The following is a 20,498-nucleotide window of genomic DNA, read 5'->3' on the forward strand; positions in this document are numbered from 1 at the left end:
CGCATGTACTCCACCGAGATCGAGGTCCGCACCGGCTCCGAAGCCGTCGTCCACGACCTCACCCACGAAGCCGAGGCCTTCCTGCGCGACGCCGACGCCACCGACGGGCTGCTGCACGTCTGGGTCCCGCACGCCACCGCCGGCCTGGCCATCCTGGAAACCGGGGCCGGCAGCGACGAGGACCTGCTGACCGCGCTCGACGAACTGCTCCCCCGCGACGGCCGCTGGCGGCACCGGCACGGGAGCCCGGGTCACGGCCGTGACCACGTGCTCCCGGCGCTGGTGCCGCCCTACGCGACGGTCCCGGTGCTCGGCGGCGTCCTGGCGCTCGGCACCTGGCAGTCGATCTGCCTAGTGGACACCAACCTCGACAACCCCGTCCGCAAGGTGCGGTTCAGCCTCCTGGCGGGCTGACCGGCCCGGCCACAGCGCCACCAGCAGGCCCCCGGCCAGCAGGGCGCCGAGCACCCACAGCGCGGTCGTCACGTCCGGCGCGTCCGGCACGCCCTGCAGCAGGCTGCGCAGGCCTTCGGTCGAGAACCGGAACGGCGTCCACGACCACAGCAGCGCGCGGTAGGCCGGGTTCAGCAGCTCCGGCACCTGCCCGGCCACCGCGGGCGCGACCAGGTACAGCGGCGCGAGGACGGCCATCGCGCGCAGGCCCAGCAGGCGCAGCAACCCCGCCTGCAGTGCGGCGAAGGCCGTCGCGGCGAGGAAGACGAAGCCGAGGACGTCGGCGGTCAGCGGCAACGTCGAATCCCACAGCGCGAAGAACCCGGCCACCACCGCCGTGATCAGCACGCCGGCCCCGGTCACCTGCAGGAACCGCGCCCCGGCCCCGATCGGGCGGCCGGTGCGCTTCGCGAGCTGCGTCAGCGCGAGCCCGGCGACGAGCGCGCCGATCCACGCCAGCGCGCTCGCGGCCAGCGGCGCGACCCGGCCCGCGACCCCCACCGGGTGCAGGACCTCCTGCTTCGGCGCGCCGGCCAGCGCGGTCGCGGCGCCGGTCAGCGCCTGCTGGGCGACCTGGGTGCCGGCCGGGTTGACCGCCCCCGAGGTCACGACTGTCACGACCGTCGCGGCTGGTCCCGGCGCGAGTTCGAGCACGCCGTAGACCTTCTTGTCTTCCAGGAGCTGCCGCGCTTCGGCCGGGGTCGCGACGGTCCAGGCGAGCTGGCCGCCGCCGTGCGCGGCGATGCGCTGCGCTATCTCCGGCGGAGCGGCGACGGCGACCGGGACGCCGTCGGGTGCGACGGTCGCCTGCGCGCCGAAGGTGAGGAATCCGAGCACCACCGCCACCAGCGCGCCGGCCACGGCGGCGACCAGGGCGAGTACCCCCGCGGGACGGGTCATCACTGCCTCCATTTATTCGTCACTTGTTGAATTACGCCCCAAGGTACGACTCGGCCTCGCAGAAGTCAACGCGTGTTGAATAACGTCCCCGGTAGCCTCGGAGCCGTGACGAAGAAGCGGCTGGTGCTCTGGGACATCGACCACACGCTCGTGGACTTCTCCGAACTGGGCGCGGCCTGGTACGGGACCGCGTTCACCGCCGCGACCGGGGCGACCCTGCGCGTGCACCCGGTGTTCGGGGGCCGCACGGAACGCGCGACGACCACCGACCTGCTCACCGCGAACGGCTTCGAGGCCGCGGAGGAGACCATCCAGGCGCTGTTCGAGGCGCTGGTGGCGGAGTCGGAACGCCACCGGCACACCTTCGCGGAGACGGCCCGCGCGCTGCCGGGAGCGGCCGAGGCGCTGACCGCGTTCGCCGCGGGCGGGGACGTCGTGCAGACGCTCGTCACCGGCAACCTGCCGGAGATTTCGCGGCACAAGCTCGTCCCCTTCGGCCTGGACGAGCACCTCGACCTGGAGATCGGCGGCTACGGGACGCTGTCGGTGCACCGCCCGGACCTGGTCCCGCACGCGGTGGGCCTGGCGGCGGCCAAGCACGGCACCGAGTTCGGCGCCGACGCGGTGGTCGTCATCGGCGACACGCCGAACGACGTCCGGGCCGCGGTGGCCAACGGCGCGGTCTCGGTCGCCGTGGCCACCGGGCACTATTCCGCCGAGGAACTGCTGGCCGAAGGCGCGCACACCGTGCTCCCCGACCTGACCGACACCGAAGCGGTCCGGCGCGCGGTTCTCGGCTGAGCCGCGAGCAGCTTGCCCGCGCAGGGTTCCGGCCGGTCCTGCCGCGCGGCCGCTGAGCAGCGCACATCCACCTTTGGAAGGGTCATCCCTCAGCCGAAAGGACGATACCCCTAGGGGAAATCTCGTTCCCTTGCCCGATGTCCACGGCGGCGGGAACTCGACAGACTCTTCCCCATGACTGACGCAGGGGCGGCGGCCGGGTCCGCCGGAGGGGGCCGCATCCGGAGCACGGTTGCGGTGTTGAGACAGCGGCTGCCGTTCACCAGCGGCGTCACGCTCGCGATGCTGGTGCTGGCCATCGCGAGCGGGGCACTGTGGAACGCCGCGGAAGACCGGGCGGTCTACCCGTTCGTCGCCTACGGGCTGCCGTCGCTGGAAGCGGGCCGGTGGTGGACGATGCTCACCGGCCCGTTCTTCGCCGTCATCCCGTTGTACTACCTTCCGATGGTCGGCAGCTTCGCGCTCTTCGCCGGCTTCGCGGAGTGGAAGCTGGGCACCCGCCGCGCGATGGCCGTGACCATCGGCGGCCAGCTGGTCTCGGTGCTCGTCGCGACCCAGTTCCTCGCGCTGTCCCGCAACTCCGGCTGGCTGTGGGCCGAGCGGGTCGCGGGCAGCCTGGACGTCGGGTTTTCCGGGGGCGCGCTCGCCGCGGTGGCGATCGCCACCGCGACACTGCGGCCGCCGTGGGCCCTGCGGCTGCGGGCCGGCCTGTGCGTGTACGCCGGGGTCGCGATCGTCTACGTCGGCACGCTGGCCGACCTCGTGCACTTCTTCGCGCTGCTGCTGGCGCTCCCGCTCGGCAAGCGCCTGGTGGGCACGCGGCAGGCGGGCGAGGTGGCGACACCGAACCTGCGGGAGTGGCGGGTGCTGGCCGTGGCCGGTCTGCTGCTGCTCACCATCGCCGAGATCGTCATGTTCCTGGTGCCCGGTGACGGCCCGTTCGGCTCGGACGACGGCGTTTCGCTGTCGGCGCCGGAGCTCGGCGTCCTGGTCCTGATGGTGGTGCCGATGCTCAACGGGCTGCGCAAGGGCAGCCGCGTCGCGTGGCGCTGGGCGGTCGGGCTGTCGGCGTTCGTGACGTTGCAGGGTCTCGCCGTCGCGACGCTCCTCGGGGTGGCCGACATCTTCGGCGGGGACTACGACACCGCCGGCCTGCCGCTGTTCTTCGTGGACAATCTCTTGTGGACGGTCGAGCTGGCCGTCCTGATCGCCGCGCGGCACGCGTTCCGCGTCCCTTCGCGACGCCGGCTGCGGCGCCACGCGCAGGGCCCGGGGCCGGCGCTGGCCCGCAGCCTGCTGGGGCGCCACGGTGGCAGCACGCTGTCGTGGATGACGACCTGGCCGCGCAACACCTACTTCGTCCGCGCGGACGGCCGGTCGTACCTCGCCTACCGCCGCCACGCGGGGGTCGCGGTCGCGCTCGGCGACCCGATCGCGCCGGACGGCACGGCGGCCGCCACGGTCACCGAATTCGCCGCGATGTGCGAAAACTCCGGCCTGGTGCCGTGCGTGTTCTCGGCGACGGAGGCCACCGTCGCGGCGACGCGCGAGCTGGGCTGGCAGCACGTCCAGGTGGCCGAGGACAACGTGCTGGACCTCGACGGCCTCGAGTTCCGCGGCAAGGCCTGGCAGGACGTCCGCTCGGCGCTGAACAAGGCGGCCAAGCAGGACATCGAGTTCCGGCTGGTCCGCCTGGCCGATCAGCCCGAGCCGATCCTGGCCCAGGTCCGGGCGCTGTCGGAGGAGTGGATGTCCGGCAAGGCCATGCCGGAGATGGGCTTCACCCTCGGCGGCCTCGACGAGGCGATGGACCCGGCAACCCGGGTGGGCCTGGCGGTCGACGCGGAGGGCACGGTCCACGGCGTGACGTCGTGGCTCCCGGTCCACACGGGCGCCGGCAAGATCGGCGGCTGGACCCTGGACGTCATGCGCCGCAGCGCCCACGGCTTCCGCCCGGTGATGGAGTTCCTCATCGCCTCGGCGTGCCTGGCCTTCCGCGAAGAAGGCGCGCGGTTCGTCTCGCTCTCGGGTGCACCGCTGGCCCGCACCAGCTCCGGCCCGACGCACCCGGTGGACCGGGCACTGGAGTCACTGGGCCGCGTGATGGAGCCGTACTACGGTTTCCGTTCCCTGCACGCGTTCAAGGCGAAGTTCCAGCCGCGGCACGTCCCGCTGTACCTGGCGTTCCGCGACGAAGCCGACCTCCCGCGCATCGGGCTGGCGCTGAGCCGGGCCTACCTGCCGGACGTCCGCCTGCGCCAGCTGGCCAAGCTGGTCAGCAGCTCCCGAACACGCTGACCCGCTGCGGCAACCGGCTCCCCCGCCTGCCGACGACGCGCCGGACTCTCGGGACCAGCGCCCGTCGGACAGGCGGGGTCCGGCTGCCCATCCAAGGCAATCGCCGGGCCCCCACCGGCCGCGACTGCCAACCGCATGTCCGGTCGCGGCAACCGGCAAAGCCGATCAATAGCTCTCCGGCACGCTGATCCGCTGCGGAAACCGGATCTTCCGCCTGCTCACCACGTTCTGGTCCTTCGGAATCAGCCGCCCATCGGTCAGGCGGAGCCAGTGGCCGTTCCGCGAGTCGGTGAAGGCGAGCATCACTCCCGGGGTCAGGTGCGGGCGCCGCCACTCCTCGCGGATCGGCATCCGCCACTTCCCGGGCGGCAGGATGGCGTAGAGGTACTCGTCGTCCTCGATGTTCGGGCCCCGGTGCAGGGTCGAGCCGGTCATCGGCAGGTGGCGCACGAGGTCGAACGAGACCACGACGTGGTTGACCGCCTCGGCGTTCGCGTTCGACACGACCATGTAGCCGTGGTCGCCGGCGTACTCGATCCACGCGGTGACCTTCGCGGCCTGTTCCTGCCGCTCGCGCAGGTCCCGCTCCCGCCGATCGGCCTGCGCGAGCCGGCCGTCGCGGATGGCTATCCACAACGCCACCACCACGGCGCCGATCGTGCCGATACCGCCCACCCACTGCCCGGAAGCGCCCCACCAGTCCGGATCACGCGGCTGGACCAGCCAGATCCAGGCTTTCGCCAGCAACGGTCCGAAGAGGAGCAGGACACCCCCGGCCGCCAGCACGCCGAACGCGAAGCCCCGGATCACCGCGAGCCGTCTCTCCGCATCACCGCTCATGCTGGGCAGCCTGCCGAATCGGGACGCTCAGCGGAAGGCCGAACCGCCGGTGCTACCTTCGGTGTCGTGCCCGACGAGCCCCCGGCGAACTCGCATTCCTGCGCTCCGAACTCGACCAGCAACTGCGCTGGTACTCGAAACGCCGCAAGCGCGACAAGCGGAAGGCGTTCGGGCTGCGGCTGTCGACGGTCCTGTTGTCCGCGGCGATCAGCGTCCTGCTCGGGCTGCGGAACCTCGGCGGCTACGCCGATCTGTTCGCCGACATCGCGCTCGCGTTGGGTGCGCTGATCACCGTGCTCGCGGCGGCTGACGCCTTCTTCTCCCACCGTGAGCTGTGGATACTCCGCACGCACACCGTCCGCGATCTGGAAGACATTTCGCGGGATCTGCGGTACTGCATGAGCAAAGACCTTTCGGAAGACGCGCTGAAGCAGGACGTCGAGCGGATCTACGGCGACCTGAACCGGGCCATCGCGCGTGACAGCAAGAACTGGGACCGCCTGCGCGCACCCGCCGCCACGCAGTCGAAGGAATGACCCGGACGGCGCCGCCGCTCTAGCGGTACGTGGTCGGCGGCGGAGTCGTCATCCCCCGGTCCGCCACCGGCACGAACCGGTAGCTGCCCACGATCCGCACCAGATCCTCGCGGACCGAGGGCCCGGACCGGTCGCTGTCCGCGTACGCCACCACGACACCGGACGTCCCCGAATCACCACCGAACGCCAGCGCCGCCACCAGTGCGTGCCGGGCCGAGCACTCCCCCGTTTGCGCCGGGGTCACCGAAGCGACCACGACCTTGGCGGGAACGGCAGCGCCGTCGGCCCGGGAAACCTGTGCGTCCGACACCGCGCCCACCTCGGGAACCCCGCCGTACGCGGCCGTCGCGAGGTCCGTGGCGGCCTTGCGTGCCGCCGCGTCGACGTCGGCCAGGGGTTCCGTGGTGACGCCCGCGCCACCCAGCGTCGCCTGGCCGCACTTGCCCAGGAACGCGCTCGTGATGAGCCTGATCCCGTCCCAGCCGTGCTGGGTGCCGGGTGCCGGCTGCCAGTTCGGCGGGACGTCGTAGGCGTACGCGCCGTCCCGACCCGCCACGGACTGCCAGCCCGCGACCACGGCCGGTACCGCCGCGCGCGGCGAAGGCGTCGCCACCAGCGGCGCAGGCGGCGGCGAAGACGATGCCGGGTGCGGCTTGCCGACGCCCAGCGCGTTCAGCACGCCGGCGACCAGGGCGATGAACGCCAGGCCGAACCACGGCGCCCGCCGCCACTTCAGCGGCTTCGGCCGCGGGCGGATCCGCTTCGGCCGCGCGCGCGGCGCGTCCGCGGGTTCGTAACCGCCGAACCCGCGAAGCGCCGCGTTGTCCTCGTAGCCCGGCCCGTCTTCGGGCCGCCGCGAGAACCGCCCCATCAGGAGCGGACGAGTTTGACCAAGTGCTCGACGACGGCGTCGACCGCGATTTCCTCGCGTTCGCCGGTGCGCCGGTCCTTGACCTCGACGACGCCGTTGGCCAGCCCGCGCCCGACCACGAGGATGGTCGGCACGCCGACCAGCTCGGCGTCGGCGAACTTGACGCCCGGGCTCGCCTTGCGGTCGTCGAGGATGACCTCGACACCGGCCGCGTCCAGCTCGGCGGCGAGCTTCTCGGCGCCGGCCGCGATCGTCTCGTCCTTGCCCGCGATGACGATGTGCACGTCGAACGGCGAGACCATGCGCGGCCAGATCAGGCCGAGGTCGTCGTGGTTCTGCTCGGCGAGCACGCCGACCAGCCGCGAGACGCCGACGCCGTAGGAACCCATGGTGATCCGGATCGGCTTCGAGTCGGGGCCGAGGGCGTCGAGCCCGAACGCGTCCGCGTACTTGCGGCCGAGCTGGAAGATGTGCCCGATCTCGATGCCGCGCGCGGCGACCAGGGTGCCGTGGCCGTCCGGCGACGCGTCGCCCTCGCGGACCTCGGCGGCCTCGATGGTGCCGTCCGGGGTGAAGTCGCGGCCGGCCAGCAGGTCGACGACGTGGTGGTCGACCTTGTCGGCCCCGGTGACCCAGGCGGTGCCGGGCACGATCCGGGGGTCGGCGAGGTAGCGCACGCCGTTGTCCTGCAGCGCCTTCGGGCCGATGTAGCCCTTGACCAGGAACGGGTTCTTCGCGAAGTCGGCCTCGTCGAGCAGCGCGACCTCGGCCGGCTCCAGCGACGCTTCGAGGCGCTTCATGTCCACTTCCCGGTCACCGGGGAGCGCGACGCAGACGAGGTCCCACTCCTTCGCGCCCGGCTGACGCGCCTTGACCATGACGTTCTTCAGCGTGTCCGCGGCGGTGAACGTGCGGCCGAGGTCCGCCTTGTTCAGGAAGTTGACCAGCGACTCGATGGTCGGCGTGTTCGGCGTGTGGTGCACCTGCGCCTCGGGCCGGCCCTCGATCGGCTGCGCGGCCGGCGCGGGCGTCACGACGGCTTCGACGTTCGCCGCGTAACCGGACTCGGTGCTCCGGACGTAGGTGTCCTCGCCCGTCTCCGCGACCGCGAGGAACTCCTCGGACGCCGAGCCGCCCATGGCCCCCGACGTCGCCTTGACCACGACGTACTCGAGGCCGAGGCGGTCGAACAGCTTCGTGTAGGCGTCGCGGTGGGCCTGGTAGGAGCGCTCCAGGCCCTCGTCGTCGAGGTCGAAGGAGTAGGAGTCCTTCATGACGAACTCGCGGCCCCGGAGAATCCCGGCCCGCGGGCGGGCTTCGTCGCGGTACTTCGTCTGGATCTGGTACAGCGTGACGGGGTAGTCACGGTACGAGGTGAACTCGCCCTTGACCGTCAGCGTGAAGAGCTCTTCGTGCGTCGGGCCGAGGAGGTAGTCGGCGCCCTTGCGGTCCTTGAGGCGGAAGAGGCCGTCGCCGTACTCGGTCCAGCGGCCGGTCGTCTCGTAGGGCTCCTTCGGCAGCAGGGCGGGGAACTGGATCTCCTGCGCGCCGATGGCGTTCATTTCCTCGCGCACGACGGCCTCGATGCGGCGCAGCACGCGCAGGCCGAGGGGCAGCCAGGAGTACCCGCCCGGGGCGACCCGGCGGACGTAGCCGGCGCGTACCAGGAGCCGGTGGCTCGGTACCTCGGCGTCCGCCGGATCCTCGCGCAACGTGCGAAGGAACAACGACGAAGTCCTGGTGATCACTGGGGGGCTCCCTGCTCCGGGCGGGTGTGAAAGTCCCGCTCAGGGTAGTCAACCACCCGGCCGTGACTCCAACGGGTTACTCGGCGGCCCGTTTTTGTCGGTGGTGGCCGCTAGCTTCGGGGCATGGCGATCCACATGGGCATGATCACGATCGACTGCGCCGACCCGCGGCGGCTGGCGGAGTTCTGGACGGCGGCGCTGGGCACGAAGGTGGCGCAGGACTACGGCGAGTTCGTGATGCTGGCACCGCCGCCGGGAGGTGGGCTGGCGGTGGGGCTGCAGCGGGTGCCGGAGGCCCGGGCGGGCAAGAACCGGGTGCATGTGGACTTCGGCGGTGACGATCGCGAGGCCGAGGTGAAGCGGCTGGTGGAGCTGGGCGCGAAGGAGGTGGCGGAGCACGAGGTGCCGGGCCTGGCGTGGACGGTGCTGGTCGATCCGGAGGGCAACGAGTTCTGCGTGTCGGCGGGGGTGCACTGAGGGCTGGTTCGACCGCCCCGGCCGGCCCTCATCCGGGTGCCCCAGCCGGCCTGCTCCCGCCGGCGTCCCGGGTCACCGGGCGGCGAGCACGCGCGCCCACGGTTCGTCGATGTCGGCCAGCCCCAGCACGGCGACCACGTTGTCGAGCATTCCGGCGCCGAACCAGTGCCGCACGGCCTCGTCGTCGCCCAGCAGCTCCCGGACGGTGTCGACCTGCTTGGCGTAGCACCGGCGCACGGCCTGCCCCACCAGCGGCTCGCCGGCGGCACAGTTGGCGTGCATGAGGAAACGCAGGATGGTCCGGTCCGCGACGAGCGCGGCGTAGGCGCCACGCGCCGCCTCGGTTCCGCCCGACGCCGGCGGGTGCGCGAGCAGGGTTTCGGTCATCACGACCGATACCTGGTCGACCGCCGCTGCGAACAGGGCTTCCTTGTTCGGGTACAGGCGGTAGAGGCACGGCTGGGAGATCCCGGCCCGGTCGGCTATCTCGTGCGTCGTCGTACCGTAGAAACCCTTTTGGGCAAAGCAATCGGTCGCGGCGGCCACGACGGCCCGGCGTCGCTGGTCGCTCTTGGCGCTGGTGCCGGCGGCAGGCATGGGTGTCAGCCGCCGAAAGACACGCTGAGTTCGGGGTCGGCGGGCGTGGTCGGCCGTGCGGTGCCCGTCGAGCGGAACTCGGCGATCACCAGGCCTGGGTCGGCGGTCTCGTGGAACACCAGGTCGACGAACTCGACGTCGAACGTCTCGGGAAACCCGCTCATGTACGCGACGAGCGCGTCCCGCCCCGTCACCTTCCGGGGCACGCCGGCCGGCGCGTACGGGAACTCGAGCACTGCGTCCGGGGCGAACAGCTCCACCCATTCCTCCGTGCGTCCCGCGGCGGTGAGCCGCAGGTGCTCGGCCACGGAATGCTGGGCGGCAGCGCGCCGGCGAGCGTCGAGCCACCACGGTCGACAGCGGGTAGAAAGGCGGCATGAGCGCTCGCGTACTGCTGCCGTGGACCGACATCGACGTGCCGGAGGGGCTCAGCGCCGCGTACTACGACGGTGTCGACGCCCCGCCGGCCGATCTCGGTGACGTCGAGTTCTACGTGCTGCCCTACGACCGGGGGCCGGAGCCCCCGAAGCTGATCGAGGAACTGCCGTCGCTGCGGGTGGTGCAGTCGCTGTCGGCCGGGGTCGAGACGCTCGTGCCGCTGCTGCCCGAGGGCGTGCGCCTCGCGAACGGGCGCGGGCTGCACGACCTGAGCGTCGCCGAGCACGCCCTCGCGCTCATCCACGCGGCGCAGCGGGACCTGCCGCGCTGGTTCGCGCAGCAGACGCGCGGCGAGTGGGTCCGCGAACACACGCGCTCGCTGGCCGACAGCCGGGTCCTCCTGGTCGGGTACGGCTCGATCGGGCAGGCCGTCGAACGCCAGCTGGTCGCCGCCGAGGCCGTGGTGACGAGGGTGGCGAGCCGCCCCCGCCCGGGTGAGGGTGTGCACGGCGTCGCCGAACTGGCCACGCTGCTGCCCGAGGCCAACATCGTGGTGCTGGTCCTGCCGGACACCCCCGCGACGCGCGGCCTCATCGGCCCCGGCGAGCTCGCCGCCCTCCCCGACGACGCCCTGGTGATCAACGTCGGCCGCGGCACGGCGATCGACACGGAAGCACTGCTCGCCGAGACCCGCTCTGGGCGCCTCCGCGCCGGTCTCGACGTCGTGGACCCGGAACCGCTGCCCGCTGATCATCCGCTGTGGACGGTGCCGGGTGTGGTCCTCACCCCGCACATCGCCGGCGGGTCGGCTTCGTTCTATCCGCGCGCGAAGAAGCTGGCGGCGGAGCAGCTGCGGAGGTACGTCGAGGGCGAGGAGCTGCTCAACCTCGTAGTGCAGTGACGGCCGCGGCCCACGCCGCGCGCGAGACGGTCAGCTCGCCGTGCTCCCGGGTCTTCGTGTCCCGGATGCCGACCGAGCGGTCCAGCTTCACCTCGACACAGTTGGACTGACCACCGCTGTAGCTCGACTTGCGCCAGACCATGTCCCTCACGCCGAGGCCTCCCGGGCTATCGCGCGACCTCCCGAAGCATGGCTCGGGTGTCGTCTTCACTCAGTGCCTTGCCAGCCAGGATCTTAGCCTGTTTCCGATAGCTGCCGACTACCTGATCTTCGTGCAGGAACGCGGTGGCATGCGAGTTCTCCAAGTGCACGATCGGCGGCAAGCCGGCGAACTCGTACAGGATGAACGAGCCATTCATCCCTGGGTGATAGCCGATGTTCGCGGGCACGATCCGCAGCGAAATGTTCGACCGCCCCGTCATCTTCAGCAGGTGATCCACCTGGTCCGACATCACGTCGGCACTGCCGATTTCCTCGCGGATCGCGATTTCGCCCACCAAAGCGGTGAGCCGGACGGGATCCGGCCTCGTGAGAATTCCCTGCCGGTTCAACCGCGCGACCAGTCTGGTGTCGGCTTGCGGCAGCTCGATCTCCGAATTGGTCAGGATCGCCCGCGCGTAGTCCGGCGTCTGCAGGAGGCCCGGCACGATCGCGAGCTCCCAGTTCGTGATGCGGGTGGCGGTGCGCTCGTACTCCACGATCCCGCTCAGCGCGGGCGGCAGGTCGGACGGGTTCGAGTCCAGCCAGTTGTCGTCGCGGGCGTGCCTGGCCAGGCGCATCATGCGGTCGTAGGTCACGTCGTCGACCCGCAGCGCGCCCAGCAACCTCGCCACGTCCTCCGGCTGCGGCACCCGCTGTCCCTTTTCCCACGCCGACAGCAGCTGCGGCAGAATCCGGACCATCCGGGCGAGTTCGCGCAGTCCCTTTCCTCGCGCTACTCGCACTTCGCGCAGCGAAGCGGCCAATGCCCTCGAACCGGGCGAGGTGGAAGTCGGCTTCATGTCGTGATGGTACGAATGCCGTCCATTCCCCGATCGGCGGTGGGGCGTCCCATTTTCAGGACAGCACGTACACGTGCCATTCGTCGTCGACGCGATATCCGCAGCGTTCGTAAACGCCCAGCGCGCGGTGCGCATTGTCGACGTCGACGTTGAGGGCGGACCGGTCGAATCCCGCGTCCTTCGCCGCCCGGAGGGTGTGCCCCAGCAACCCGGACGCGACGCCACGGCCACGCAGCGCCGCCCGGGTTCCCACCCAGGTGGCGTAGTGCTCGCGGATGCCCGTTGCCTCGAATTCGGACGCGTAGTGGTGGCTCAGCACGAAGGCCTGCACCTTTTCGCCGTCCAGGACGAGGAACGACAGCTCCGGGCGGAAGTCCTTCGAGCCGGTGACCAGGTGGCGCCAGGCGTCCGGCTCGTAGACCGTGCTGCCCCAGTGGCCGGCGAAGGTGTCGTTGCGGGCGTCGAGCGCGGCGAGGTCGTACTCGAAGGCGAACGGCACCGCCTCGAAGCCGTCCGGCAGCGGGGGCTGCGGCGGCAGGTCGGCGAGGCCGACGCGCATGTTGACCATCGTCCGGCCGTGCGTGTAGCCCGCGCGGGTGAGGACGTCCGCGATCCAGCGCTCGTTCTGGTGGCTGCCGTGGTGCAGTTCGAGGGGCGCGCCCGGGAAGGCGCGCTCGTGGACCTCGCGGCTCGTGCGCGCGAACCACTCGATCAGGTGAGTGCCGACGGCGTCGGTGCGGTGCTCCGGGTGCACGACCGACTGGAGCCGGATCATGTGCACGGGATCGGCGGCGTCGCGGCGGCGGACCAGGCCGTAGCCCACGAGCCGGTCGCCCGCCCAGGCGCCGGCGGTGGCGCGGAGCAGGTCGACGTTGGGGGCGTCCAGCTCGTCGCGGAGGTCTTCCGCGCTGAAGTGTTCACCCGTCCGGTCGACTTCCTCGGCGGCCGCGTACAGCCGGGCGAGGGCGGGAGCGTCGTCGAGGGCCAACGGGCGCCAGATCAGGTCCATGCCGGGAGGCTAGGCCGGGCGGCGGCGCCCGTGCACCCCGATTACCAGTCCGGACGAAAGCCCGCGGACACCGCCGGCGAGCCGACCCCGCTCACCCGGCGCCCCGGTCCGCCGTGGCTGCCCGGCCGGACCGGCACGATCGGCAAAGTACGCTCGGGGCGTGCTGGTGCTCCTCCCCCCTTCCGAAACCAAGGCCGACGGCGGCCGCGGCGGCCCCCTCGACCTCGGCGCGCTGTCGTTCCCCGAGCTGAACCCGACGCGCGCGAAGCTCGTCGACGCACTGGCCGAGCTGGCCGCCGACGTCCCGGCCAGCATCGCGGCCCTGGGCCTCACCGAGCGGCAGGCGGGCGAGGTGGCGCGCAACGCGGAGCTGTGGACGTCCCCGACGATGCCGGCGCTGCGCCGCTACACCGGCGTGCTGTACGACGCCCTGGACGTGAAGAGCTTCACGAAGGCGGGGCTGGAGAAGGCCCACCGGCGCCTGGCGGTGACGTCATCGCTGTTCGGCGTGGTGTCGGCCACCGACCCGATCCCGGCGTACCGGCTTTCGGGCGGCAACTCGCTGCCGGCCCTGGGCACGGTCCGCGGGCTGTGGAAGCCGGTCCTCGAGCCGGTGCTGCGGGAGATCGATGGCCTGGTGGTGGACCTGCGCTCGGGAACGTACTCGGCGTTCGCGAAGCTGCGCCCGGACGCGGTGACGGTCCGCGTGGTGACGGAGAACGCCCGCGGCGAGCGCGTGACGGTGAGCCACTTCAACAAGGCGTACAAGGGCCGCTTGGCCCACGTGCTGGCGGCCACCCGCGCCGAGCCGTCCACTGTGGACCAGCTGGCGAAGGTGATCACCAAGGCCGGGCTGCTGGTCGAGCGCACCGGCGAGAACGCGCTGGAGCTGGTCACCGAGGGCTGACGTCCCGTTCGAACAAGGCCCCGGAGAGGCCGCCGACGATCCGCACGAGCCGGAAACCCTGCCGGCGGTAGTAGTCATGCAGCCGGCTGTTGGTGGTCCAGGCATCAAGCCGGACAAACCGTTTCCCCCGCCGCCCGGCCTCCTCGGCGGCTTCCCGGATCAGCCACGAACCGACGCCGAGCCCGGCAAAGCGCCGGTCAACGGCGAACCGGCCGAGGTAGAGCGCGGAGCCGGGATCGTCGGCCGGGAGCCAAGGAGCGGGGGCCGCTTCGCCGAGGGTCATGGTGGCGACGGGAACCGCCTGGGTCGATGGTCCGCCGCCGCCAAAGGTGCCGCCGCCCTCACGAACGCCGAAGCTGCCGCCGCCCTCCTCACCGCCGCCCTCCCCGACCTCGCGATCGCCGAAGCCGCCGCCGCCGCCCTCCCCACCGCCGCCCTCCCCGACCTCGCGTTCGCCACCACCGACCTCACGGACGCTGAAGCGGCCGTCGCCCGCGCTCCCGCCACCGCCTAAGCCGCCGCAGCCCCCGCCACCGCCGAAGCCGCTCCCGCTCCCGCCACCGCTCCCGCTCCCGCTCGCGCTCCCGCCACCGCCGCCGAAGCCTCCGCAGCCCCCGTTACCGCCGCCGCCGAAGGTGCCGCCGCCCTCGCCACCGTTCGCCGGGGTGGCCGTTACTGCCGCGGAATCCCGCAGCCGCGGCACCGGCGCGATCAGCGGGCCGGGTAGCTTCTCCGCCACCCGGAGACCGCCCGTCTCCAGGCCGGGGTGCAATTCCTCCGCACGCCACCGCGCTCCCGCCCATTGGTCGGTGCCCTGGGACCCGAGCCAGTCACTCGCGCCGTCGAGGATCTCCAGCAACCTCGGCAAATCCGCCTCTGTCGCCGTGCGGAGGCGAAATCCCCTCAAAACCGGTCCGGTGCGAACGGGCTCAAGTCGAAGCCCGGGTCCTCGCCCACCGCGACCGCCGCCACCAGCTTTCCCGCGAACGGTGCGTTCGTCAGCCCGCCCGCGCCGAAGCCCGTCGACACGGCCAGGCCCGGGCGGATCAGGCCCAGCACTGGGAGCCCGTCCGGCGTGCCCGGGCGGAAGCCGACCCGGGTCTCGGTGAGGGTCGCGTCCGCGAGGCCCGGCGCCACCGCCAGCGCGTTCTCCAGCACCTCGCGCTGCCCGGCCGCCGTGACGCGGTAGTCGAAGCCCGACTCCGCCTCGCGCGTCGCGCCCGCCACCACCCGGCCGCCGCCGAACGCCAGGAGGTAGTGGCCGCTGGTCTGCGGGAGGACCACCGGCCACGCCGCCGTTTCCGTGCCCGGCAGGTCGAAGTGGCTGATCTGGCCGCGGTGCGGCGTCACCGGCAGGTCGATCCCCAGCGGCGCCAGCAGGTCCCGGCTCCACGCGCCGGCCGCGACCACGACGCTGTCCGCTTCGAGCGGGCCGTCCGGGCTCGCCACCGTGCCGTCGGCGCGGAACGCGACCTCCCCCTCGACGAACTTCGCGCCCCGGCGCTCGGCGGCCGCCAGCAGGGCGCGGCGCAGCAGATGCCCGTCGACGCGGCCGGCGCCCGCCAGGTGCACCGCGCCGAGCCCCGGCGCCAGCGCCGGGAACAGCTCTCGCGCCTGCGCCGGTTCGAGACGCCGGACCTCGCCGATCTCGGGGGCGTCCGCCGCCCGCGACGTCAGGCGCTCGTGCGCTTGCGCCAGCTCCGCGTCGTCGGCCGAGACCACCATTCCGCCGACCACCTCGAACGACGAACCTTCGAGTTCCGCGGTGAACTCCCGGTAGTACCGGCCGGCGGCCGCCGCCAGTGGGTACAGCGCTTCGTTCCAGCGCGACGTCCAGGGACTGACGATGCCGGCGCCGGCTTCGGTCGCCGTCCCCGGGCGCGCCGCGTCCGCCACGATCACTTCCGCGCCGAGGCCCGCAAGGTGCCAGGCCGTCGCCGCGCCGCCGATTCCGCTGCCGATCACGAGCACTCGCATGGTCCCCACCCTGCCCGATTTTGCCGCGCCCGGGCCAACGGGATAACCCACGCCGACGCGCGACCGGTCGTATGCTGCGCGCCATGCCGAGCCGTGCCGAGCGGTATTTCGCCCATCTCGACACCCTGACGGGGTCCGCCGCGCCCCGGCTGCAGCCCATCCCCTCGACGCAGCCCGGGCTCGACGACGTCATCGCGTTCGTCTACGCCGACGAGCCCGAACCGCGCTACCTGACCGGCGCGACCTACGGCCTTTCCCTGGCCGACCACCCGGACTGGCACGGCGTGCGACCGGAGCTGTGGATCAGCGTCCGGTCCGACGACCCGATCTGGGCGCTGGCCATCGGTTACCTGGCCGAGCAGCTGCGCGGGAGGTGCCCGTTCGTCTACGGCGACACCATCGACTTCGGCCAGCCGATCGCCCCGGAGTCGTCGATGACGGCGTTCGCCATTTCGGCGCCGTCCGGCCTCGACGCCCACCAGTACACGCTGATCGACATCGGCGGCGCGCCGATCAGCATCGCGGGCTGCTACCCCGTGCACGACACCGAGCGGAAGTACATCCGCGAGCACGGCATCGACGCGTTCTGGCAGCTGGACTGGGACCTCTACGACGTCCGCCGCCCACCCGTGGTCTAGCCGCGCCGCCGCACGAGCTCGCCGACCGCGGCCACGAACGCCTCGACGTCCAGGCTGTCGTCCCAGGATGCCTGCAGCAGCAACCCTTGGTGGATGGCGACGAGCACCCGGATGAGAGCTGCCGGCGCGACGTCCCCGAACGCCTCGAGTTGCTCGTCGACACCTTGGCGGGCGAGGGCGCGGATGCGGGGTTCGCGGACGGTCTCGGCCCACGCCTGCATCCCGAGGTTCCGCTGCCGCGCCGCGTCCGGGGCGGCGATGGCCCGCAGGAGGCCGAGGTAGGCGTCGAGGGGATCGCTCGCGGTCCCCAGGCCGGCCGAGCGGGTCGTGTGCCATTCCTCGACGATCGCGAGGATCATGTCCTCCTTGCCGGGGAAGTACCGGTAGATCAGCCCGGCGGACAGACCGGACTCCTTGACGATGTCCTGCATCGACGTGCGGTGGAAACCGTTGCGGGCGAAGCAGCCGGCGGCGGCGTCGAGGATCTGCCGGCGACGGTTCGTCAGGTGCTCCGCGCTGACCTTGGGCATCTACCGGACCACCGCCCACGCGATCCGGTAGAACTCCGCGGCGGGCTCGTCCCGGCGGTAGCGGGCGGCCGCTTCCTTCGCCGACAGGTCGCCCTTCAGGTCCAGACCGCGTTCGGCCAGGTAGCCGGGCACGTCGGCGGGGTGGAGGCCGAACGTCCACGGCTCGCCGACCTTCTCGACCTCCCGGTGCCACGGGGTGTCGGCGCCGAGCGCCGCACGGTCGACGTAGGTGAAGATGATCGTGCTGCCGGACGCGACGATCGTGGTCAGGTCGTGGAAGGTCGCGTCGACGGCCTGCGCGGTGAGGTAGTTCGTGACGCCCTCCCAGATGACCGCCGTGCGCCGGGCGGGGAGGCCGTCGAGGGCCACGGCGAGGCTTTCGGCGTTCAGATCGACGGGGAAGTAGTGGACGTGCGGACGGTCGGCGATGTGCTGCCGCTTGACCCGCTGGGTGGCCGGGTGGTCGACCTCGTAGGTGGGCGGCATCCCGGGAACGCGGTGGGCGCGGCTGTCGTAGCCGGCGCCGAGCAGGAGAACCTGTTCCGGCCGGGCTTCGGCGAGGAGATCGTCGATCAGCCGGGTGCGCGCGACGGCGGACGTGCGGGGGCCGCCCGGATAGCGGCGGTCGATGAGCCGCGCGATGCCCTGGCCGACGGGCGGCACCGCGGCGGCCCGCACGAGCCAGCGGTAGCGGGCGGACAGGAACCGGATGGCGTGGTCGTCGGCGAAGAGCCGGTCGCGGCGCCGGGTCTCGAGGGCTCGGAAGAGGGCGACGTGCTCGGCGGTGCGACTGGCGGAGCGCATGCGATCAGCATAGTGAATGAACGTTCGTTTTTCCAGGCCGACCCCGCTCATCCCCGGTACGCGGCCACCGCGAGCTGCACGAACGACCGGACCAGCGGCCCGGTGTCCCTCCAGGCGACGAGCACGGGGCTCGGCGCCATGTCGGTGAGCGGCACCACGACCAGTTCGCCCGGCGGCCGGTGCCCGAGGGGCATCAGCCCGACGGTGCCGTTCCAGAGCACGGCCTGCAGGCACTCCTGGACCGCCCGCACGACCGGCCCTTCGCGGTGTTCGCGGCCGTGCCAGTACGCCTGCCAGACCGGGTCCGTGCCGTCGGGGAACCGGAACCAGCGCCGTCCGGCCAGGTCGGCGAGCGTGACGTGGGCACGCCCGGCCAGCGGGTCGTCCGCCCGCAGCACGGCGCCCACCGGGTCGGCGCGCAGTTCGTGCACCGCCAGGCCGGTCTCGTCGAAGGGCCCGCGGGTCAGCGCGACGTCGACCACTCCGGCGCGCAGCCCGCACGTCGGATCGGTGAGGTCGGCGTCGCGGACGCGGACCTCGACGTCCGGGTGCTGCCGCCGGTAGGCGTCGGCGAGCCGGGTCGCCGCCGGGTCGGCGCCGTCGCCGAGGATGCCGACGGTGAGGCTCGGCGCGCCCGCCGCCGCGGCGACGCGCACGCGAGCCTGGTCGGCCTGGTCGAGCAGCGACCGCGCCTCGGCCAGGAGCGCCGACCCCGCCGAGGTGAGCGTGACGCCCGCGGCGGACCGCACCAGCAGGACGGCGCCGACGTCGGTTTCCAGCTGCTTGATCGCCCGGCTCAGCGGCGGCTGGCTCATGTGCAGCCGCGCCGCGGCCCGGCCGAAGTGGAGTTCCTCGGCGACAACCACGAATCTTCTGATGCGCTCTAGATCAAGCGCTGACCTGCGGTTATCCACTTTGTCACTCCAGACCCCGATGTGGGTCTCCCCGCGCTGGCAAAAACGATCACCACAACGGGCAGGTACTCCCGTCCCGTCCATCCTGCCGTGCGCCGCCACGAACCGCCCTGTTCCAGGCCCGGACGTAGAAGGAGCCGCCCGATGCTGTGTCTACAGCGTCGGGCGGCTCAACTCTGGCAGCCCACGTGAGCGCAGGTGTATCAACGCGGCATGAGTGTATGACCACTGCGCCGAACGACGTAGCACTTTAGATCAATTAGCGGATCGTAAAGCAATTTTTACCCCTACTATAGATACACTATGTGAATAGATCACCCACATGGCAGATGTCAACAGTTAGGGTTAGCAAATAAGCTTATCTGTCGTTATATCTCAACGGCGCGTGCCAAATTAATACGAGGGGTGTAATGCGTAAGCGCAACAAGAGGATTACTTCACTTCTCCTTGCGACCTTTTGTTCTTTAGTCTCCGGGGCTTCGTTGGCTTCAGCAACGACAGTTGCAAGCTCGAATCTCGTTGATATTCCCGCAAACGAATTGCAGGCATTAGTAAGCACGGCTTACGGAAACTCGACCTTGTATTCAAGTCTACGTTTCGACGCAGTGAGACATACTTACATTCTCGGTGCAGTTGACATTGACGCCGCCACCAGGAACCTAAATCAACTTTTTCACGGTAACACTGTAAATAGGACGAGTTCGGTCGCGGACTCCTCGATTCGAGTGGAGGTCACAAAGCAAAGCACGAGCCGAAACATTCTCAAATCTGTCATGTCGCAAGTGGCAGCCGACGTCAAGAACAAGAATATCGCTGACGGTCGAGTAACTGCCTGGCACATTGACGAAGATACCAATCAGGTCGTAATCGAGGTCGCCAATCCATCCGACAAAGACGTTCTGGCATTACGCGATCGCTACGGATCGGGACTTGTTAGGGTTATTTCCGGTAGTCGGCCGATAACGGCAAGGAAAGTGACGACCTCGGAGAAGCCGATAAAACTTCAGAAAGTGAGTAAAAGCTCGATTGCAATGCTTGATCAGGCAAAATCTCCGAGTCGACTTCTCGATTTCGCGGCGTACAACTCCGCGGTTCGCATTTTCACGCTTGACCCCAACGGTAACAAAATTTATCAGTGCACTACCGCGATGCACCGGAAGTCGTTGACCGAAGTGGTCACCGCGGGGCATTGTGGACCGACAGGCGCCACATTTTATCAGGGATACTACGACCAAGCTGCCAGTACCGCCTACTACACTGACATTCTCGGCACTGTCAGCTTGAGTATTGACGGAAATGGCAACCCTGATTTCGCGAATATTAAGGCATCCGTCCCGCTTTCCGACCAGCAGTACACCTCCGATGTCGTTAATCTCGAAGAATACGTCGCCACAACCCAGACTAGCGATTCGATCAAGTTTGTGGTCGGTCAGAGCGTTTGCACAAACGGGTCATTCACAGGGTACGTGTGTCGCGGTGCGACGGTCAATGCCGTAGATATTTGCATAGACACCGACGCAGCAGACCTAGTCTGCGGCATTGACCGCGCAACATCTGGTGATGGCGGCTCGATCGTGCAGTCCGGCGACAGTGGCGGCCCTATTCTGACTGGATCCCTTTCCGCTGGGGCTCAGGTAGGAGGCGTAATAGTCGCAGAGGACCGCTTTGGCCTCGACGTCTTCACATCTGAAGCCAGTCGCACCTAAGCAGTCGGATAGCCTGAACTGTGATATAGTGGGGGTGAGTCGTGACAATGACTCACCCCCACTATATCGACTCGGACAAGGCTGAGAAGTGAATAGCTCAAGACGGTATGGCTTGCTGGCAGGGAGCGTCCTCGTTATCATAGTTGCAATCGGGGTCGTTTTTTATTTAATCGATAAATCCCAGCCCCCGCACGCTACTCTGGTTCCCCCGG

Annotated in this window: 22 protein-coding genes and 1 pseudogene; 9 read left to right on the forward strand and 14 right to left on the reverse strand. The window is 70.5% G+C overall.

What is annotated here, in order from left to right; all coding sequences use genetic code 11:
* Nucleotides 1-3 precede the first annotated feature (3 nt).
* Nucleotides 4-414 carry a secondary thiamine-phosphate synthase enzyme YjbQ gene (locus AB0F52_RS39665; protein WP_014466759.1) on the forward strand — a complete coding sequence of 137 codons (411 nt, stop codon included), beginning with the start codon at nucleotides 4-6 and terminating at the stop codon, nucleotides 412-414.
* Here AB0F52_RS39665 and AB0F52_RS39670 read toward each other — a convergent pair.
* Nucleotides 352-1,353 (reverse strand): ABC transporter permease, encoded by a 1,002-nt coding sequence (locus AB0F52_RS39670; RefSeq protein ID WP_360182410.1) that lies wholly within the window; start codon nucleotides 1,351-1,353, stop codon nucleotides 352-354. The two genes, AB0F52_RS39665 and AB0F52_RS39670, sit on opposite strands and share 63 nt — an antisense overlap.
* Nucleotides 1,354-1,458: 105 nt before the next feature.
* Here AB0F52_RS39670 and AB0F52_RS39675 point away from each other — a divergent pair, with 105 nt between their 5' ends.
* Both AB0F52_RS39675 and AB0F52_RS39680 read left to right on the forward strand, forming a co-directional pair.
* Complete coding sequence (locus AB0F52_RS39675) at nucleotides 1,459-2,154, forward strand: haloacid dehalogenase-like hydrolase (RefSeq protein WP_360182413.1); 696 nt, start codon at nucleotides 1,459-1,461, stop codon at nucleotides 2,152-2,154.
* A gap of 237 nt (nucleotides 2,155-2,391) precedes the next feature.
* A complete protein-coding gene (locus tag AB0F52_RS39680; protein WP_360182708.1) occupies nucleotides 2,392-4,452 on the forward strand; it encodes a DUF2156 domain-containing protein in 2,061 nt (686 codons plus the stop codon).
* Nucleotides 4,453-4,617: 165 nt separating this feature from the next.
* Here AB0F52_RS39680 and AB0F52_RS39685 read toward each other — a convergent pair whose 3' ends face one another.
* Nucleotides 4,618-5,292 (reverse strand): hypothetical protein, encoded by a 675-nt coding sequence (locus tag AB0F52_RS39685; protein ID WP_360182416.1) that lies wholly within the window; start codon nucleotides 5,290-5,292, stop codon nucleotides 4,618-4,620.
* Nucleotides 5,293-5,390: 98 nt separating this feature from the next.
* Here AB0F52_RS39685 and AB0F52_RS39690 point away from each other — a divergent pair, with 98 nt between their 5' ends.
* Complete coding sequence (locus tag AB0F52_RS39690; protein ID WP_360182710.1) at nucleotides 5,391-5,828, forward strand: DUF4231 domain-containing protein; 438 nt, start codon at nucleotides 5,391-5,393, stop codon at nucleotides 5,826-5,828.
* A 19-nt stretch (nucleotides 5,829-5,847) separates the two neighbouring features.
* Here AB0F52_RS39690 and AB0F52_RS39695 read toward each other — a convergent pair whose 3' ends face one another.
* Complete coding sequence (locus tag AB0F52_RS39695; RefSeq protein WP_360182419.1) at nucleotides 5,848-6,699, reverse strand: hypothetical protein; 852 nt, start codon at nucleotides 6,697-6,699, stop codon at nucleotides 5,848-5,850.
* Complete coding sequence (locus tag AB0F52_RS39700) at nucleotides 6,699-8,447, reverse strand: proline--tRNA ligase (protein WP_360182422.1); 1,749 nt, start codon at nucleotides 8,445-8,447, stop codon at nucleotides 6,699-6,701. Before AB0F52_RS39700 ends, AB0F52_RS39695 begins: the two co-directional genes overlap by 1 nt.
* Before the next feature lie 123 nt (nucleotides 8,448-8,570).
* Here AB0F52_RS39700 and AB0F52_RS39705 point away from each other — a divergent pair, with 123 nt between their 5' ends.
* On the forward strand, nucleotides 8,571-8,924 hold the full coding sequence (locus AB0F52_RS39705; protein ID WP_360182424.1) for a VOC family protein: 354 nt from the start codon (nucleotides 8,571-8,573) through the stop codon (nucleotides 8,922-8,924).
* A gap of 72 nt (nucleotides 8,925-8,996) precedes the next feature.
* Here the strand turns inward: AB0F52_RS39705 and AB0F52_RS39710 are convergent, their stop codons facing one another.
* Nucleotides 8,997-9,521 (reverse strand): TetR/AcrR family transcriptional regulator, encoded by a 525-nt coding sequence (locus tag AB0F52_RS39710; RefSeq protein ID WP_360182427.1) that lies wholly within the window; start codon nucleotides 9,519-9,521, stop codon nucleotides 8,997-8,999.
* Between the two features lie 5 nt (nucleotides 9,522-9,526).
* A pseudogene (locus AB0F52_RS39715) lies at nucleotides 9,527-9,841 on the reverse strand (nuclear transport factor 2 family protein); the annotation flags it as partial.
* A 56-nt stretch (nucleotides 9,842-9,897) separates the two neighbouring features.
* Between AB0F52_RS39715 and AB0F52_RS39720 the strand changes: the two are divergent.
* Nucleotides 9,898-10,800, forward strand: coding sequence for a 2-hydroxyacid dehydrogenase (locus tag AB0F52_RS39720; protein WP_360182430.1), 903 nt, complete (start codon nucleotides 9,898-9,900; stop codon nucleotides 10,798-10,800).
* Here the strand turns inward: AB0F52_RS39720 and AB0F52_RS39725 are convergent.
* Genes AB0F52_RS39725 through AB0F52_RS39735 form a run of 3 tightly spaced genes read right to left on the reverse strand, consistent with a single transcriptional unit; the run spans nucleotide 10,781 to nucleotide 12,810 of the window.
* Nucleotides 10,781-10,942 (reverse strand): DUF397 domain-containing protein, encoded by a 162-nt coding sequence (locus tag AB0F52_RS39725; protein ID WP_360182712.1) that lies wholly within the window; start codon nucleotides 10,940-10,942, stop codon nucleotides 10,781-10,783. The two genes, AB0F52_RS39720 and AB0F52_RS39725, sit on opposite strands and share 20 nt — an antisense overlap.
* A gap of 25 nt (nucleotides 10,943-10,967) precedes the next feature.
* Entirely contained in the window at nucleotides 10,968-11,801 is an 834-nt protein-coding gene (locus AB0F52_RS39730) for a helix-turn-helix transcriptional regulator (protein WP_360182433.1), read from the reverse strand.
* Nucleotides 11,802-11,856: 55 nt separating this feature from the next.
* Nucleotides 11,857-12,810 carry a GNAT family N-acetyltransferase gene (locus tag AB0F52_RS39735; RefSeq protein ID WP_360182436.1) on the reverse strand — a complete coding sequence of 318 codons (954 nt, stop codon included), beginning with the start codon at nucleotides 12,808-12,810 and terminating at the stop codon, nucleotides 11,857-11,859.
* Nucleotides 12,811-12,970: 160 nt separating this feature from the next.
* Here AB0F52_RS39735 and yaaA point away from each other — a divergent pair, with 160 nt between their 5' ends.
* A complete protein-coding gene (yaaA, locus tag AB0F52_RS39740; protein WP_360182439.1) occupies nucleotides 12,971-13,717 on the forward strand; it encodes a peroxide stress protein YaaA in 747 nt (248 codons plus the stop codon).
* Here the strand turns inward: yaaA and AB0F52_RS39745 are convergent.
* Together AB0F52_RS39745 and AB0F52_RS39750 are read right to left on the reverse strand one after the other, a co-directional pair.
* A complete protein-coding gene (locus tag AB0F52_RS39745) occupies nucleotides 13,704-14,585 on the reverse strand; it encodes a GNAT family N-acetyltransferase (protein WP_360182442.1) in 882 nt (293 codons plus the stop codon). The genes yaaA and AB0F52_RS39745 overlap by 14 nt on opposite strands.
* 35 nt (nucleotides 14,586-14,620) lie before the next feature.
* The gene (locus AB0F52_RS39750; protein WP_360182445.1) at nucleotides 14,621-15,694 is read right to left on the reverse strand and encodes an FAD-binding oxidoreductase; all 1,074 of its coding nucleotides are present in this window, start codon (nucleotides 15,692-15,694) and stop codon (nucleotides 14,621-14,623) included.
* 83 nt (nucleotides 15,695-15,777) lie between these two features.
* Between AB0F52_RS39750 and AB0F52_RS39755 the strand changes: the two genes are divergently transcribed.
* Nucleotides 15,778-16,332, forward strand: coding sequence for a suppressor of fused domain protein (locus AB0F52_RS39755; protein ID WP_360182448.1), 555 nt, complete (start codon nucleotides 15,778-15,780; stop codon nucleotides 16,330-16,332).
* On the opposite strand, the gene AB0F52_RS39760 is transcribed toward AB0F52_RS39755, so the two are convergent.
* From AB0F52_RS39760 to AB0F52_RS39770, 3 genes are read right to left on the reverse strand one after another with little or no spacing between them, the layout of a single operon-like run.
* A complete protein-coding gene (locus AB0F52_RS39760; protein ID WP_360182451.1) occupies nucleotides 16,329-16,862 on the reverse strand; it encodes a TetR/AcrR family transcriptional regulator in 534 nt (177 codons plus the stop codon). The genes AB0F52_RS39755 and AB0F52_RS39760 overlap by 4 nt on opposite strands.
* Nucleotides 16,863-17,666, reverse strand: coding sequence for an SAM-dependent methyltransferase (locus AB0F52_RS39765; protein WP_360182454.1), 804 nt, complete (start codon nucleotides 17,664-17,666; stop codon nucleotides 16,863-16,865). It lies immediately after the preceding gene.
* Nucleotides 17,667-17,713: 47 nt separating this feature from the next.
* The gene (locus tag AB0F52_RS39770; protein ID WP_360182457.1) at nucleotides 17,714-18,580 is read right to left on the reverse strand and encodes a LysR substrate-binding domain-containing protein; all 867 of its coding nucleotides are present in this window, start codon (nucleotides 18,578-18,580) and stop codon (nucleotides 17,714-17,716) included.
* Between the two features lie 782 nt (nucleotides 18,581-19,362).
* Here AB0F52_RS39770 and AB0F52_RS39775 point away from each other — a divergent pair.
* Entirely contained in the window at nucleotides 19,363-20,286 is a 924-nt protein-coding gene (locus tag AB0F52_RS39775; RefSeq protein ID WP_360182460.1) for a hypothetical protein, read from the forward strand.
* Nucleotides 20,287-20,498: the final 212 nt, after the last annotated feature.

The organism is Amycolatopsis sp. NPDC024027 (genome assembly GCF_040638975.1).
Taxonomy (GTDB): domain Bacteria; phylum Actinomycetota; class Actinomycetes; order Mycobacteriales; family Pseudonocardiaceae; genus Amycolatopsis.

Coding starts and splice junctions, on each gene's coding strand:
- AB0F52_RS39665 (WP_014466759.1), top strand. CDS start 4: ATGTACTCCACCGAGATCGAGGTCCGCACCGGCTCCGAAGCCGTCGTC.
- AB0F52_RS39670 (WP_360182410.1), bottom strand. CDS start 1,353: ATGACCCGTCCCGCGGGGGTACTCGCCCTGGTCGCCGCCGTGGCCGGC.
- AB0F52_RS39685 (WP_360182416.1), bottom strand. CDS start 5,292: ATGAGCGGTGATGCGGAGAGACGGCTCGCGGTGATCCGGGGCTTCGCG.
- AB0F52_RS39695 (WP_360182419.1), bottom strand. CDS start 6,699: ATGGGGCGGTTCTCGCGGCGGCCCGAAGACGGGCCGGGCTACGAGGAC.
- AB0F52_RS39705 (WP_360182424.1), top strand. CDS start 8,571: ATGGCGATCCACATGGGCATGATCACGATCGACTGCGCCGACCCGCGG.
- AB0F52_RS39710 (WP_360182427.1), bottom strand. CDS start 9,521: ATGCCTGCCGCCGGCACCAGCGCCAAGAGCGACCAGCGACGCCGGGCC.
- AB0F52_RS39720 (WP_360182430.1), top strand. CDS start 9,898: ATGAGCGCTCGCGTACTGCTGCCGTGGACCGACATCGACGTGCCGGAG.
- AB0F52_RS39725 (WP_360182712.1), bottom strand. CDS start 10,942: ATGGTCTGGCGCAAGTCGAGCTACAGCGGTGGTCAGTCCAACTGTGTC.
- AB0F52_RS39730 (WP_360182433.1), bottom strand. CDS start 11,801: ATGAAGCCGACTTCCACCTCGCCCGGTTCGAGGGCATTGGCCGCTTCG.
- AB0F52_RS39735 (WP_360182436.1), bottom strand. CDS start 12,810: ATGGACCTGATCTGGCGCCCGTTGGCCCTCGACGACGCTCCCGCCCTC.
- AB0F52_RS39750 (WP_360182445.1), bottom strand. CDS start 15,694: ATGCGAGTGCTCGTGATCGGCAGCGGAATCGGCGGCGCGGCGACGGCC.
- AB0F52_RS39755 (WP_360182448.1), top strand. CDS start 15,778: ATGCCGAGCCGTGCCGAGCGGTATTTCGCCCATCTCGACACCCTGACG.
- AB0F52_RS39760 (WP_360182451.1), bottom strand. CDS start 16,862: ATGCCCAAGGTCAGCGCGGAGCACCTGACGAACCGTCGCCGGCAGATC.
- AB0F52_RS39765 (WP_360182454.1), bottom strand. CDS start 17,666: ATGCGCTCCGCCAGTCGCACCGCCGAGCACGTCGCCCTCTTCCGAGCC.